At 40.2% G+C, this 15771-nt stretch carries 11 protein-coding genes, 1 tRNA gene and 1 pseudogene; 4 read left to right on the plus strand and 9 right to left on the minus strand.

Features of this window, described 5'->3' with window-relative positions; all coding sequences use genetic code 11:
* Positions 1-251 precede the first annotated feature (251 nt).
* From FLV_RS01735 to FLV_RS01755, 5 genes are all read right to left on the minus strand, one after another.
* Positions 252-1685, minus strand: a complete 1434-nt coding sequence (locus FLV_RS01735; protein WP_243230317.1) for a glycosyltransferase family 2 protein — start codon at positions 1683-1685, stop codon at positions 252-254.
* The gene (locus FLV_RS01740; RefSeq protein ID WP_243230318.1) at positions 1682-2518 is read right to left on the minus strand and encodes a hypothetical protein; all 837 of its coding nucleotides are present in this window, start codon (positions 2516-2518) and stop codon (positions 1682-1684) included. Before FLV_RS01740 ends, FLV_RS01735 begins: the two co-directional genes overlap by 4 nt.
* Positions 2519-2527: 9 nt before the next feature.
* The gene (locus FLV_RS01745) at positions 2528-2893 is read right to left on the minus strand and encodes a response regulator transcription factor (RefSeq protein ID WP_243230320.1); all 366 of its coding nucleotides are present in this window, start codon (positions 2891-2893) and stop codon (positions 2528-2530) included.
* 68 nt (positions 2894-2961) lie between these two features.
* Positions 2962-4950: an ATP-binding protein gene (locus FLV_RS01750; RefSeq protein ID WP_243230321.1), complete on the minus strand. Its 1989-nt coding sequence runs from the start codon at positions 4948-4950 to the stop codon at positions 2962-2964.
* A 148-nt stretch (positions 4951-5098) separates the two neighbouring features.
* Positions 5099-5183 (minus strand) — tRNA-Ser (locus FLV_RS01755).
* Between the two features lie 282 nt (positions 5184-5465).
* Between FLV_RS01755 and FLV_RS01760 the strand changes: the two are divergent.
* Positions 5466-5807, plus strand: a pseudogene (locus tag FLV_RS01760) (MauE/DoxX family redox-associated membrane protein); the annotation flags it as partial.
* Here the strand turns inward: FLV_RS01760 and FLV_RS01765 are convergent.
* On the minus strand, positions 5759-5959 hold the full coding sequence (locus FLV_RS01765) for a hypothetical protein (RefSeq protein WP_243230529.1): 201 nt from the start codon (positions 5957-5959) through the stop codon (positions 5759-5761). The pseudogene FLV_RS01760 and the gene FLV_RS01765 overlap by 49 nt on opposite strands.
* A 28-nt stretch (positions 5960-5987) precedes the next feature.
* Here FLV_RS01765 and FLV_RS01770 point away from each other — a divergent pair, with 28 nt between their 5' ends.
* A complete protein-coding gene (locus FLV_RS01770; RefSeq protein ID WP_243230530.1) occupies positions 5988-6971 on the plus strand; it encodes a hypothetical protein in 984 nt (327 codons plus the stop codon).
* A 105-nt stretch (positions 6972-7076) separates the two neighbouring features.
* The gene (locus FLV_RS01775) at positions 7077-7343 is read left to right on the plus strand and encodes a DUF6520 family protein (protein ID WP_243230322.1); all 267 of its coding nucleotides are present in this window, start codon (positions 7077-7079) and stop codon (positions 7341-7343) included.
* Between the two features lie 78 nt (positions 7344-7421).
* Here FLV_RS01775 and FLV_RS01780 read toward each other — a convergent pair whose 3' ends face one another.
* The 3 genes from FLV_RS01780 to FLV_RS01790 are packed head-to-tail and all read right to left on the minus strand — an operon-like array spanning position 7422 to position 14494.
* Positions 7422-10073: a S9 family peptidase gene (locus FLV_RS01780; RefSeq protein ID WP_243230323.1), complete on the minus strand. Its 2652-nt coding sequence runs from the start codon at positions 10071-10073 to the stop codon at positions 7422-7424.
* The gene (locus tag FLV_RS01785; protein WP_243230324.1) at positions 10063-11460 is read right to left on the minus strand and encodes a RagB/SusD family nutrient uptake outer membrane protein; all 1398 of its coding nucleotides are present in this window, start codon (positions 11458-11460) and stop codon (positions 10063-10065) included. The genes FLV_RS01780 and FLV_RS01785 overlap by 11 nt, the downstream gene beginning before the upstream one ends.
* Before the next feature lie 10 nt (positions 11461-11470).
* Positions 11471-14494, minus strand: coding sequence for a SusC/RagA family TonB-linked outer membrane protein (locus FLV_RS01790; protein WP_243230325.1), 3024 nt, complete (start codon positions 14492-14494; stop codon positions 11471-11473).
* 502 nt (positions 14495-14996) lie between these two features.
* Here FLV_RS01790 and FLV_RS01795 point away from each other — a divergent pair.
* Positions 14997-15380 (plus strand): helix-turn-helix domain-containing protein, encoded by a 384-nt coding sequence (locus FLV_RS01795; protein ID WP_243230326.1) that lies wholly within the window; start codon positions 14997-14999, stop codon positions 15378-15380.
* Positions 15381-15771: the final 391 nt, after the last annotated feature.

Raw genomic sequence — 15771 nt, forward strand, 5'->3', positions numbered from 1 at the left:
TATATATTAATGATAACCCGTTGGGAGTGATTATTAAGACGTCAGTTCGAGGAATAATTTTTTTACAAAAAAAAGCAATATAAGATGACGTTTGTTTTGTCAGGCTGAGCAGAGTCGACGCCCTAGTTAAATAAAAACGTCATAGGTAGTGAATTTTCTGAAAATGCAATAGCTTTTTCAGAAAATTTGTATCGAGAACCATTTTTGATGATGATTTAATTAAGTAACCCGTTGGGTGTTATCAAGTATAATTATTCCTTCTTTGTAAAACCTTTTCGGGTCATTTCGCCCCAGCCTTTTGTTCCCATAACCTTTTCTTTATAACCAATTAAGGCAGCATAAACCGTTAAAGGATGGAAGTATACCGGTTCAATAAAAGCAGCCAGTAGAAGCTTAAAAAAATCAGTTTGTTTAGGATACTTGTGATAAGTAAATTCTTCACTAAACAAGGCTATAACTGAAAAGAATACAGCAAATGTATAAACAAAAAGTACCAGCAATAAGAAGAAATGCCAGTTAATGAAACCAAAAAATATAAACAGGAGCGTTATAATCAGACCTGTAAATTCTATTGCGGGAGCCAGAAATTCAAAAAATGTCCAGTAAGGGATACTAAGCATACCTAAAAGTTTATATTTAGGGTTTAGGAACATTTTTTTATGAAGTGTAAGTGTTTCAATTGTTCCTCTCATCCATCGGCTGCGCTGTTTCTTGAATATTTTGAAATCTTCAGGAGCTTCTGTCCAGCAAAGTGGGTCAGGGATGTAACTAACCGAGTAGGGTAATTTATTTTCAACCATATAACGACGCATCCGAACGACAAGTTCCATGTCTTCTCCAACTGTTTTTGTGCTGTATCCTCCTGATAACAAAGCTATTTCTTTGTCGAATGCACCAAATGCACCACTGATAAGTAATAGTCCGTCGAGCCTTCCCCAAGCCATTCTTCCTAAAAGAAAAGCTCTAAGATATTCTAAAACCTGTATTCTGGGTAATAAAACATCGGGTATGTTTATTTCAACCAGTCGTCCATTACGGATCACACATTGGTTTGCTATCCTTACTACACCCCCGGTAGCAATAATGCGTTTACCATGAGATTCTAAAAAGGGTTTTGCTAACTTTAATAAAGCGTCTTTGTCAAGGATACAATCAACATCAATACATACTACATAAGGATTATGTGCTATGTTAAGTCCCACGTTTAGGGCATCTGCTTTTCCTCCATTTTCTTTGTCAACGACTATCAGTTTTTTAAATGCAGTATTTTTGGAAGTATATATTCCTCTAATCTTTTTGGTTTCGATTTTTAAATCGACCTTAAATTCTGTCAGAACAAGATCGTAAGTACTAATCAGGATTTCCATTGAATTGTCTTTACTGCCGTCATTTACCACAATCACCTCATAATTATTGTAGTTTAAAGAAAGTAAAGATTTTACATTTTCTTCAATAGTAAAGCCTTCGTTGTAGGCAGGAGCAATTAAGGAGAGTTTGGGGGCAAATTCGCTTGTAAGCAATACTTCATAATCTACAAAACTATTTTTTTTAAGATAACTTCTTAGTGCTTTTGTAGAAAGGTAGGCCAATATAAGATAGGATGACATGATTAGGATTGCGTATCCAAGAATAAGGAGGATATAAACATCCAAAAACCATGTTGTTTCACTATTAAAAAAAATCATTCGTTTATAAGATTTACGTTTAGTGCTTGCAATACACTTTGTGCTTCATATTGTATTAGTGTGTTTGGAGCCTTTTCTGTCAATTGTTCTACATGATGGAGTTTTTGCGTAAGCTTAAGTTCTTTGATAAGTTTTAACCCGAGTGCTACGACTGTTGTATTTTTCGATTCAAGTAAGTATTCGACACCCTGAGTATCGCCAATATCGTGTTTTTTGAAAGCATTTATAATGTTTAATTGCGTCCAGTCATCAATAGGATAGGGGTGTTCAGTAAGGTGTATGATTCCTTTTACTCCTACTAGTTTTATTGAGGCGTTTATAGCGGTGATTTTTAAAGTTTTATTTTTGGATTTAGAAATGGTTATGATGTTGTCAAAAGCATCCGTAATATTCATTTCAGCCAATTCTGTAATTCCTTTACATTTTACTTCCCATTTATGATTTTTAAGTTTTTTTAAAGAATTATTTATTAATTCTGACTCTTTATAAAAGTGTTCCAGTTTTAACGCATAAACACCATCGTAATTTTTATGAAGATTAATAACAGATTCTGCCAGTACTTCTCTGAAGTAAGTGTTTTTTAAAAGCATCCTGTAATCCTGTTCTTCTTTTAGAGTAGAAAAAGGAGTGTCCATAAAAACCACTGAATACATTAATTCGACAATGATTTGCTCGTAATCATTTCTGAGTTTTTCCTGTTTTATTTTTCTGCTTCTGCTTTTAATAATTAATAAGTACAGGACTGTTGATAACCCTACAAATAAGCAGATTGAACCAATTAGAAAAGGTTCTGCCCAGTGGCTGTTTCTATAAAGGTCCCAGATTTTTGTCATATCAATTTATTACAAACGTATATTAAGTAATTTATTAATTCTCACTAAAAGCACAGCCGGACTTATAGGCTTGGCAATAAATTCGTTTGCGCCTATGTCAAAAGAATCAAGTTCGGTTTGTTCTACACCAGAGGAAGTAAATATAATTATCGGAATAGGAGAGTCAATATTTTGTCTTACATATTGGGTAATTTCCATTCCGCTTCTGCCGGGCATATTAATATCTGTCAAAATCAGGTCGTAACTATTTTTTTCAATAGCCTCAAGGGCCTCCTGACCATCAGAAAACTGGTCAACGATAAATCCTTTAGAAGTTAAGAAAAAAGACAATGATTTGCGTAGGATTTCATTATCTTCAGCTAAAACTATTTTCATGGTTTAAATATTTGTTTTGAAGCAAAATTAATTTATAAAATATAAAGCTATAGTATATTTCTCTTTTATCATAGTTCCTTTAGGTTTTTAACTACTTCAATGATTCCACAATGTAAAATATTCATTTTATCGGCGCTTTCAGCGGTAAAATGTCCAATATTGGCTTCTTGTTCAATAATAGACAAGTAATTAGAAAAATCTTCCAGCATGAAAATATCAAAACTGGATCTCATATTATGAGCCAGTTTTTTTACGACATCCATATCATTACTATTAAATGCAGCTTCAAGCTGGTTTATTTCATTTGGAATTTTTTGTATAAATAAATCAATCATATCCTTCTTGAAGTTTACATCGCCACAAGACATCTCTTCTAAAAAGGACAAATCAATTTTTCTCTTAGGAGGAAGTTTGACATCTTTGTTTACAACTGTTTTTATAGTCTCCAGAAGCATTGCCTGCTTAAAAGGTTTAGGTACATAAGCATCCATTCCTACACTGTAACAGCGTTCTTGTTCGCCTACAAGCGAATGTGCAGTCATGGCTACAATCGGAATGGTTAAATTCATTTCATTCCTAATATATTCTGTAGTTTGGTATCCGTCTTTAACAGGCATCTGAAGATCCATTAACACTAAATCATAAGTGTTTTTTGATAATAACGCTATTCCTTCTTCGCCATTTTCGGCAATGTCTAATTCGAAGCCAAAATTATGGATAACACTTTTTGCAAGTTTCTGATTTAAAACATTGTCTTCACAAAGAAGAATTTTAAGTTTGCCCAGTCCTTCTTCGAAAAATGTTTCAGTCGGAATTTCAATGTGATCTGTTTTTTTATAAGTAAGTACAAAGAAAAATTCTGAACCACGTCCCTGTTTGCTTTTTACATGGATTTCAGCGTTTTGAAGTTCGACTAGCTGTTTTACAATGTTGAGACCAAGTCCTGTGCCGCCAAATTTTCTGGTAGTACTTTCTTCTGCCTGAGTAAATCGCTCAAATATAGTTTTGAGTTTGTCTTCTTGTATGCCTATTCCGGTATCTTTGACTGAAAATCTAAGGGAGTAATTATCGGTAGTTTCGCTAACCTTTTTTACAGATATTGTTACTTCACCATCTTCGGTAAATTTAAGGGCATTACCGGCAAGGTTAACCAGTATTTGATTTAGTCTTCCCTGATCGCCAATTACATTTTCGGGCAATTCGGCATCCAGAAAGAGATTAAATTCAACATCCTTATGAACTTTGACCTTTAGTAAATTATAAACATGTTTAAGGGTCTTTTTTAAATTGAAAGGATGTTCATCAATAGTTAAATTACCGGATTCAATTTTAGAAAGGTCAAGGATGTCATTAATGATTAAAAGCAGATTCTCTCCGGCAATTTGAACACTGTCAATATAATCTCTTTGTATGTTGTCTAATTTTGTCTGGGCAAGAAGATCAGTGAAGCCAATTATTGCGTTCAGGGGTGTTCTGATTTCATGACTCATGTTGGCCAAAAAACTATCTTTTACTAATACTGCACGTTCTGCAATTTTTTTCTGCGCATTAAGTTCAATGTTTTTTGTTGATAATTCCAGCTGATTTATCACATGCTTTGCAATAATTGATAAAGCATTTCGTTGATTCTCATTGAGTTCTTTAGAAACATGGTCTATTGCACATATTGTTCCTATGTTGTAACCATCGGGTGTTGTTAGCGGAATACCTGCATAAAACCGTACTTTAAATCCACCTGTAACATTAGGGTCTTCTTTAAACCGATCGTTTAATAGGGTGTCCGGGATTTCAACCATTTTGGTCTCCATAATGGTATATTGGCAAAAGCTAATTTCTCGCGGAACTTCGGATACGCCAATCCCTATTTCGGATTTAAACCACTGTCTGCTTTCGTCTATAAATGAGATATGAGCAATTGGTACGCCACATATATAAGACACTAATTTTGTTGCATCATTAAAAACATGATCCGGCAAAGTGTCAAGAATGTTATAGCGTTTTAATGCGGCTAAACGTTCTGTTTCATTATGTGGTATTGGGAATTCTATATTTTTCATTTTTACAAAAGATAGAGTGTATAAATATAAATAATTTGGATTAGAACTTTGGACTTAAACGAAAAAATAGATTGTGTATTTAGCATTGACCAAGGTTAAAAAAAAAACCCTAATAATCTGATAAACAGTTATTAGGGTTTTAGTTGTGCGGAGAAAGAGGGATTCGAACCCCCGGACCTGTTACAGTCAACAGTTTTCAAGACTGCCGCATTCGACCGCTCTGCCATTTCTCCAATATACCGCAATCATGCTCTGAATGCGGGTGCAAAGATAAAATGTTTTTTCGATTCTCGAAATTTTTCTGCTACTATTTATCAATAAAATGATTTCTCGTGTACTTGTCTACTCTTTAAGGATAAAATTTTAATAAAAACCCCTGAACCTTTTTCAAAACCTTAAAAGGCACGTTTTTCACAACTTTTGTCCTGTTTTTCACAACACTTTTTAAAAACGACCCATCTAAATTTGTTTAGAGTTAGAAACAAATAGTGTATAAAAAGCAAACAGACAAGGGTATGGAGTCAAAAGGAAGTCTTAAAAGTGTAATTGTAGAAATAATTTGTTATCTGTATGTCCTGTTGTTTGTCTACGCGGCAGTAAGCAAACTATTGGATTTCGAAAACTTTCAGGTACAGTTGGGGCAGTCGCCTTTGCTAAGTGCCTTTGCAGTTGGGGTGGCATGGCTCGTTCCGGGTACCGAACTGCTCATTGCACTGGCGCTCATGCTGCCAAAGTTTAGAAGTGTAGGACTTCTGGGAGCCTTCACACTAATGACCATGTTCAGCGTTTACATTTTCATCATCCTACATTACAGTTCCTTTGTTCCCTGTTCCTGTGGAGGAATATTAGAAAAAATGACATGGAACGTCCATCTCGTTTTTAATAGCGTATTCGTCCTGTTGGCAGCTTTGGCAATCGTATGGCAGGCTAAAAAGAATAGAAAAAAAGCAAGCATTTCACCTGTTCTGACCATACCATTTTCCGCCGTTTCAGGTACTCTTGCAATCATTGCGTTATTTCTGTTTTCAGAAAATATCATGCAGTATAAGAACCCGTTTATCAGACGTTATCCACAGCATCCCATAACCTTGATAAACAGCATAGATTTAAAATTTAATTCCTACTATATAGCAGGTTATACCCGGAACAAACTTTATCTGGGCAACTACACCGCACCACTCCATATGATTGCTATAGGTCCCGGTTTAAAAACCCGGCAAATCATAGAAATTGCTTTTGAACCCAAAAACATCCCTTTTAAAAGCGTCAGGATAGCAGTCAGGGATTCCATCTTTTATCTGATGGACGGCAGTGTTCCGGCGGTATTTACAGGCAGTACAAAGAATTGGAAAGTCAACAGCCAGCTCAAAGGAGTTCCTTATTTTACATTAGCAGAACCCATAGACACCACGAGTATACTATTCAGATCAAACAACAGCAAAAAGGGATCACATGTTTTCGGGGTTTACAAGGAAAACCGGCATCCTGAAAGCAGCTACAATCCTTCACTTTTAAAACAGCAGATCGATGGTATTTTTGATACGGACGGTATACTGGTTTTCGACCCCAAAAAACAGCGTATGGTATATGTGTATTACTATCGAAATGAATTTATAGTAGCCGATAAAGAACTTACCCTAAAATATCGGGGACACACAATAGATACCATCACACAGGCAAAAATAAAAATAGCGTATCTCAATAAAAATACGTCCCGAAAAATGGCAGCACCGCCCCTCACAGTCAATGCACATGCCGCATTATGCGAAAATCTGTTATTTGTCCATTCCAATATTCAGGGACAATTTGAAGAAGAACAGCTTTGGAAAAATGCATATATCATGGACGTTTACGATCTCAAAAAGCATCGCTATCTGCTGAGTTTTGCAATCTACAAAGTGGGAGATAAAAAGTTGAGGGCGTTGTATGTAACCGCTTCGCATCTATATGCACTGATGGACAATGAACTGGTGGTGTATGAGCTGCGTACGGTTTTAAAGAAAGAAATAACGGGCAATTAGAAAGTAAAAAATTTTAATGCCGAAAAATATACTGGCCGGTATCAGGAAAAAGACCGAACACCTGTAGAAAAAAGTAGGTCAAAGTGTAACGTAATACAGAATAGTATGAAAACTTTATTTTTAAAAAAAGTAACGCCTTTTGCTGTGGTAGCACTGGCAGTTGCGGGAGCATTTGCAACAACATCCATGCAAAGTGCTTCAGTGGTTGAGCAAGCAATAGGGTATACGCTTAATTCTCAGGGCGCATGTAATATTGAAGTAGAATGTAGCACCATTCCGGCACAGGTTTGTCGCGTCAATGGAGACAGCGGGGCACAGGCCTTTGGTAAAAACGATCAGGAAAACTGTACCGAAATTTTGTTTCGTCCTTAATTTCTCCAATCCTTTTTTCAAAATTGTAATGCAGTTCCGAATACCGGAACTGCATTATTTTTTTAAGAGACACTGTAATTACTCTGTTCCTTTTTCAATCCAGGAGGGCAGGGTTTCATTTTTCAGGTAACAGCCAAACCATTGCCCGACACGCTGTGTAAAATCCTTTTGATTTTCGGGATTAAGCAGACTGTGCCCTTCGTCAGTATAAAACAAGGTAACATTGTTTTTGCCAAGCCGCCGGAGTGCTATATAGTATTCTATACTCTGATGCCAGTCTACATGCTGGTCTTTTTTGCCTGTCCATAACAGCAGAGGGGTTGTGATGTGCTCCGCATTACATACAGGCGAATTACGTGCATAGGCCAGAGGGTCTTCAAAAGGACTTTTCCCTATTCTCCACTGCTCCTTGTTCATCCGCCACAAATCAGGCTTTCCGGTGTCCCATCCTATGGTCAGAAAAAAACTGTTCAGATCCGTTACGGCTGCTCCGGCAATAGCAGCGGCAAACAGGTTGGTCTGCGTAATGATAAAAGCGGTTTCATAGCCCCCGAACGAATGCCCGATCAGTCCTATTTTGTTGGGGTTGACCAGACCGGTTTCAATCACTTTTTTAGTACCCGACACTACACAGTCGGTTGCAGAGATACCGGGATTTCCTTCCTTGTGTAGAATGTCCGGCAGGAACACAAAATACCCCTGTTGTGTAAGGTTCGCAGCATTAAAACCTTCTTCCGAAAAAAGAGAGGGATTACGATACAGATGAAGTTCATTCGACAGATATTCATAAATATGTACTACCATCGGATATTTTTTTCTGGCACTCCATTGAGCCGGATACAATAAAACCCCTTTTAGGTTTTCTTTTTCTGAGTTTTGGTAGTGTACCAGTTCAGATCTTCCCCAATCAAAATCAAAATGATGTGGATTGCTCTGAAAAATCAGTTTTGGAGCCGATGATACCGTTTTGGACAGCAGGGCCGGAGGCAAATCAAACTTTTGCTGCCTGTAGAAAAAAGTGTCCTTTTTCTCGTTGCAGAACAGCTGGTCAATAAAATAATCCCCGTAAACAATAGCTTGCAATTCGGATTGTTTATTCCGTATAAAATAGCCGGTCTTCCCATCATCACCCTCAGCCCGCAGCAAAACTTCTTTTTCCAGATCAAGGACATCACGTCTGAACCCATCATAATACAGGGAGGTTTTGTAGGCAGGCGAAGCATCAGCTATTCGGTAACGAATCCCGGCTTCACGACCTTTGGTTATTCTTCTGTACGAACTTCCGTCAGGCTTGATGGCCCACAGGTCATAGTGGTCATAAAGCACAATTTCCTTGTCATCGACAGTCCAGCCCGGATTGCCATAGGCAGAGGTAGTGACCAGCTTGAATACTTTTCCGTAAAAACAGGCCTTTGTAGCGGCAGTGATATTGGTATGTCGTTTTTCCCTGATCGAATACACCCACCAGTGGTTGGCGCTAAAATAAGCGATGTATTTTCCACCGGGAGAAACAATCATCTGGTAGGCAGAAGCAGCATGATTTTTTAAAAACAATTCCTGTTGGCCGGTCTTAAGGTTCAAAAGATAATAATCCCTGTTGCCGTAATATTCAAATTGCGGTTCATAGGCTTTCGGGTTCGACAGGATGGCATAACGGTAATCTCCGGTAAGCATAAGTTTGGGCAGCTCATTGCTGGTAACAGGCATAAAAGTATTTGCAATAGGAAACCACACAGCAACTTTTGACTGACGTTCAAATCTACCCTCTTTCTGTTCCTGCGAATAAATCCATTTGTCTTTGGTATGCCAGATTTCTACAGCATCTTTTGGTTGGGCATCGCCGGGATTGTTTTTCTTTTTAAGGGATACAAACACACTCTGCAGGTCGTCCGCTATAGTAATTTTATAAGTAGAACCTAAAACGATTGCACGGTCCTTGGGAAATTGAGGCTGGGCAGCTGCATCAAGGCGATACAATTTTTTGGTCTTTAAAATATAATAATGGAGCATGTTTTCGTTCAAATTGCGTCCCTGTCCCAGAAAAGCAACAGATTTGCCGTCTTTTTGCCAGACAAACCCGTCAAAATCAAAATCGCTTTCTCCCGTAATCCATTCAATTTGGGTACTGCGGGTCAGGTGCAGCAGTCCGATTGCCTGTTGGTTGTTGGCAACCACCGAAAAAACCGCGGCAGCACCGTCAGGACTTACCGAAAAACGTTTCACTCCCTTGATTTCCTCAAATCGGCTTTCAGACGGGCGCCTGCTGCGCAAGACATGGCTGTCGGATCCATCTGGCTGCAGGAGCAGTAGGCGGTCGGCTTTTTTCGAATAGGCATAAGCTAAAACATCAGGAATAAGTTCCTTGTTTCCGGTGTTGAGGTCCATAATAGTCAGTTGATTTTCTTTTTGGGTGATAAAGTGATTCGATTCCGTAAAATCAGACCGCTCACAGCTGGCGAAGCTATAAGTAACGGCGGTAGTGGTATTTTTTACAAACAGACTATCGGAGCCATTTTGATACTGAATCCGATAACTGATCCATTTGGAATCACGCGATAGCTGATCAGAACGAAGTTCTCCCCACAAGTGATAATCGTCAGGAGTTAAGTGCTTTTTTGCCCCCTGTCCCCATAAGGGACAGGTTACTAATGGCAAAATAAAAAATAAAACGGCGATTTGGGGTAAAAATTTAAAATTCATACGGGTTGAGGAATTAAGATTAGTGTTCATAACCTGGATTTTGGATGCCCAAAAAAGGATTAGCATTCAGTTCATTAAGCGGAATAGGAAACAGCGCATCGGTGGTATTCCATCCGGGTTTCAGGGGCGTCAGTGTCGCATCCAGCAGGCTAGAGCGTTTAAGGTCAAAAAAACGATGGCCATGCTCGGTAAACAGCTCCCATCTTCTTTCCTGAAGAACGGCTGTTACGAGCTCTTCGGGTGTTACAGCATCCGTATCACCAAGTCCGGCACGTTTGCGCACAGCATTCAGGTCTTCTTTGGCACCAATCAGGTCGCCCTGTCTGGCCCTTGCTTCAGCCCGGATCAGATATTGTTCCGCAAGACGAAATACCACGGCATATTCAACAGAGGTGGTGGTAAAGGTGCGTTCCTTGTATTTATAAGCATGATACCAGTTGGAAGTCCCTTTGGTAACCATTTTAATCCAGTTGACCCGACGTCCGTCTGCAGTGGCAAAAGAGTTGACCAGATTAGGATGTAAGGCAACAAGCGAAGGAGGTCCGGCAGTAAAAATAAATAAGGCGCCTTCCTTCGTGTTTTGTCCTGCTGTGGGCGACTGCAATTGCCAGATGGTTTCTTTAGAACCAATCAGGAAAACCTCGTTCAGTTTAGGGGTCAGCACAAACAAGCCGCTTTCGTTGATCAGGGCAGAAGCAGCGTTGGCAGCCTCGGCATACGACTGCTTGTACAGATACACTCGGGCCAGCAGGGCTTTGGCAGCATATTGGTTAGGGATGCTTCTGTCGGCAGCACTGTATTGGGGCTGCAGCAGGGCAATGGCGTTTTCCAGGTCTGTTAGGATTCTTTCATACACCTCACCCAAAGGCATGCGGGTTGCTTTGCTGTTGATCCGGTAATCTGTAGTGGTAATATAAGGCACATCACCGTACAGATTAACAAGATAAAAATGAAGCAGCGCACGGATAAACAACGACTCGCCACGCAATTGTCTTTTGTTTTCATCGGTAAAATTTTCGTTTCCATCCACAGCTTCCAGAATAGAATTGGCAGCATAGATATGATTGTAGGTGGTATTCCAGTACGTCGCAACAGCAGCATTAGTGGGCAGCAGGGCATTGTTATTAAAGGTATAACTCGCATTAGACGGACTGCCGTAAGGCGTCAGCTCATCGCTGTAATGCCCAAGTTGGTTCGAGAGTCCGGTGTTGACTCCCGTAAGGATGCCTCTGTCCCTGATCTTGGCGTATATATCCGTCAGGGCGGCATTCGCAGTGGCGTACTCCCCAAAAACGGTTTCCTCGGTCAGCTGCGAATCCGGCAGGGGAACTTCAACAAACGAGTCACAGGAAACAAAGGCGAAACAGGCCATCAGGAAACGGGCGATAGGGGACGTAATCGTATAAATAGCTTTCATATTGTTCAGATTAAAAAGTGAATTGTACTCCGGCAGTAAGCACTTTAAGCGGGGGCAGGTATCCGGTAAACGTAAACTCAGGATCACCGCCTTTATAACGGGTAAAAGTCAGCAGGTTCTGGCTTTGCAGCAAAACAGTACATCGGGTATGGGTAAGCTGTAGCGGCACATCGTACGAGAGCGCAATATTTTTCAGTCGGATAAACGAGGCATCCGTGATACTGGCCGTACTTTTATTAAACAAATTATCGCCCTGCACCACACTGCTGTTTACACCCGTTGTATACCGCTGGTAAGAAGCGGGATCGCCCGCACTAACCCAGCTGTTTCCTGCTGTAAGGGGCTGGTTAGACATCTGGCCAGCAAAGCCCATTGGGTAAAGGATATTATCCTGTTTGACAAACTGAAAAAGAAAATCCAGTTTCCAGTTCTTGTACCGAAGCTCATTGTGCAGCCCGCCGTAATACTTTGGGTTCAGGTCGGCTATGGTTTGCTGGTCTTCCGGTGCCGTGATCCTTCCGTCCTGATTCAAATCTTCAAATTCATACACGCCCGTCTGGTCGTTAACGCCTTTAAAAGTATAGAGCAGCAGGATATTCAACGGCTGTCCGATCCGGTATTTTTGACTGTAGGCAGAATTCGCCAGTCCTGGAAATTCAACTAGGCGGTTGCGGGCAAACGTCAGGTTCAGGCTGGTCGTCCAGTTAAAATGGGCAGTGTTACAGTTGACAGTCCGCAGGCTAAGCTCCCAGCCGGTATTCTCTACCGTGGCGTCAAGATTCGACTGCAGTACGCTAAAACCCGTAGTACCCGGCAGCGGAACACCAACCAGCTGATTAGAGGAGCGGTTGCTGTACCACGCCGCCGTGGCAAAAATCCGGTCCTGAAAAAAGCCAAGTTCCAGTGCAGCCTCGGTTTTTTTGTTGGTCTCCCATCCAAAATTGGCATTAAACAGGCGCGTAGGCTGCATCCCGACAGTATTGCTGTAATTGGCACTGGCAGTAGTATAGGTATTAAGAAACATATAATCGCCAATCTGGTCATTACCGGTCGTACCCAAACTGGAACGTATTTTACCAAAACTCAGCCACGGCAGCGCAGCAAAAATCCCTTCTTTATGAAAAAGCCACGCAGCGCCAACAGCACCAAAAGTGGCAAACTGATTGCTCGGGCCAAAACGGCTTGAACCATCACGTCGGGCTGTCAGGTTCAGGATATAACGACTGGCGTACGCATAATTGATTCTCCCAAAAAAAGCCTGATATTGATATTGGGTACTCTCATCCAGCAAAACCTTGGGGAATTTGGCAGCCGCCAAATTATAGATCAGGCTGTTGGAGCTGAAACCGCTTCCCGATTCATACAGTTTTTCAGTAGTCTGATGCTGAAAAGTAGCGCCTAAAAGCACATCCAGAGCACCCCGGCCCGTTTCTTTTTTCCAGTTCAGCTGAGGTTCCGCAATCCACGAAGAGCGATAGGTATGGTTCACATAAATCGTCGATCGGTCACTAGTGATACCGTAGGCAGGGTTGTAAATCGTCGATGGCGAAGTACGGGTTTCCACCGTATTCAGGTCCGTATACCCAAAACTGCTCTTCAGGGTCAGTAGGGGCAGTAACACATAAGACAGCACCGTGTTGGCAACAAGGTCTTTGGTTTTAGACAGAAACTGCGCATTGAGGTTCCGCAGCGGATTGTCCCACGTTCCGTCTTCCCAGTTCAGCTCACCATTGGCATCATACAAAGCAGGGGCATTGGGCGCAAGGGCTCGGGCATCATACGTCAGGTCAAAAGCAGGCAGGTTGTTGTCCTGTGCAGTATACCCGCCGGAAAAGGCAATACGAAACCGATCATCTTCAGAACGATGGTTGATATTGACCTGCGCACCGCCCTTTTTATAAAGAAAATCCCCGGGAAAAACCGTTGTTTCCTGATGGTAGTTTCCGCTCAGCAAAAACTGCGTCCGTTGGGATCCGCCGGATACAGTCCCCTGAAAATCCTGAAGCAGCGTAGTACCGCCCAAAAGTTCTTTTTGCCAGTCGGTATAGCGGTTTTGGTCCCAGGTGCCGTTGATGTCGTAATCGGTGGCGCCGTAACTCGTGAGTCCGTCATTCACAAAAGCCTGTCTCCGCATGGCAAGATACTGTTCGGTGTGCATCAGGTCCATAAATTTTGTCACCCTGCCTGCTCCGGTAGAGGCATTAACAGTAAAAGTCGTTTGGCCCGCTTTGCCTTTTTTGGTGGTAATCAGCACCACACCATTAGCGCCTCTGGAACCATAAATAGCAGTAGCATCCGCATCTTTAAGGACTTCGATACTCTCAATGGCATCGGGGTTAATACTGTTCAGCGGACTCGTAACACTCGGATACGTAGTAGCCGTTTGGTTGTACCCAATAGGGTCAGAAGCATACGGAACCCCGTCTATAATATAAAGTGGCGCATTAGCATCGGTACGCAGGCTGTTTTGTCCTCGTATCTTAATATCAAATCCGCCTCCGGGCACTCCCGTAGTCTGGGTAATACTTACTCCCGCCATACGCCCCTGCATGGTAGCGAGTACATTAGTCACAGGCTGGGTTTCGATGTCCTTTGCTGTAATCCGGGCAATGCTTCCGGTACGTTCGCTTTCCTTAACCGAATAATAGCCGGCATTTACCCGAACTTCTTGTAGGTTAGTGGTATCATAAAGCAATGGCACATCGATTTTGGTACGTCCTTTTATAGGAACAAGAGCCGTTTTAAACCCGATAAAAGAAACCACCAAAGTATCCTGGGCAGAAGCCGAAATAGAATACTGCCCGCTATAATCAGATATAGCAGTAGTATGTGTTTTGCCTTTTACAGCAATAGTAACACCGGGCAGCGGGGTATTGCCATCAGTAATAATACCCAGAATGTGATGTTGTTGAAAAAATGTAGAGGTTTTCCGAAAAGGAATTTTAGCAGAAACAGATGAAAAAGACAATAAGAAGCCCATTAAAAACAGGCAGCAAAGAGCCTTTCCACCCTTGTAGAATGAAAAATTATTCATAATATTGGGTTGGTTAGTGAAACGTTGGTTTTGTTAGCTAAGGTCCTCTACGCTAGTTTGGCGACGAAGTAGAGGGCCATTTTTTTTGCGGATAGTAAACCGCATCAAGTACTATTCTCTCATAGGCAGCAAAAGTTATAAGTTAGTTCTGGCTGCGAAACTTTAAAAATAAATATGAAGTTATTGCTAAGAATGCTAAGCTGAGTAATAAGCATAAAAAAAGGCATGGAACTCAGCTTAAACGATTCAGAGGTACTGGTATACCAAACGTACGAATAAGTGAGCCCACGCCAAGGACGTGAGCATCATACTTATCATCTCGTACGTTTTAAAAATTACCAGTTTTCTGAAACGAGATTCAAAGCGAATGCTTCAAATATTTTATTGAAGAATCGCAAAATTACATTTTTTGTATGTAAAATATCTGTCAAATATAACAAAACAATTTATTTGATACAAATTTGTATCGAATAAATTAATCTTTTTTCTCAAATTTTACTAAATGGAAATAGCTAGTGAAATAGAGTTAAACTTAATTAATTTGCAAATTGGATGTATGCTTCGATTAGCTAGATTAAAACAAAATTTATCCCAACATTCACTTGGAATCAAAATTGACTATAGCTCTACAATGATAGGTAGAGTAGAACGTGCTGAAAGCGTTAGTGGATGGGACAAAATCTACACAATAAGCCGCTATTTAAGAATAGACTTTAATTCGTTATTTGTTTTAAAAAGTTTACCATCGTTAATATCCATTGTTGAGGATTCATTTAATTTAGAAGTTAAATTAACACAGGAAAAAATCGATTACTATAATTTTCTAAAAAAGACATTAAAGATTCAATTTGATCTACTTGAAAAAGAACGACAATCTAAAGGATAAAAAAGCTGTTTTCATTTCTGAAAGAATTAAAAAGAGTTTAAGTATATAAAAAAGATGCATAAGCATCTTTTTTTATATAAAATTTTTCAGAAAAAGCTGTATGGTCTAAAAAAAAGGCTTTATAAAAATTCTCAAAGTAGTCAGGTAACGATTTGTTAACAGTGTTATTGCTGTACAGTTTACTGTTATTGCGAATTGTCGAAGGAGACGATTTTTACCATAAATGCGCGCGGAGCATTGAACCTCCAGTTTGCCAAATCTTTATGTTTTTTTATGGATATTCCAAGTAAAATATCATATAAGTAATATTTATATTAGAGTAATGCTGGGATATATTTACTAAATTTGTGCTATTTTTTCAAAGGCGGGCGACGAAAGACGATAATAATCG

Source organism: Flavobacterium pectinovorum (assembly GCF_022802975.1).
GTDB lineage: Bacteria > Bacteroidota > Bacteroidia > Flavobacteriales > Flavobacteriaceae > Flavobacterium > Flavobacterium pectinovorum_B.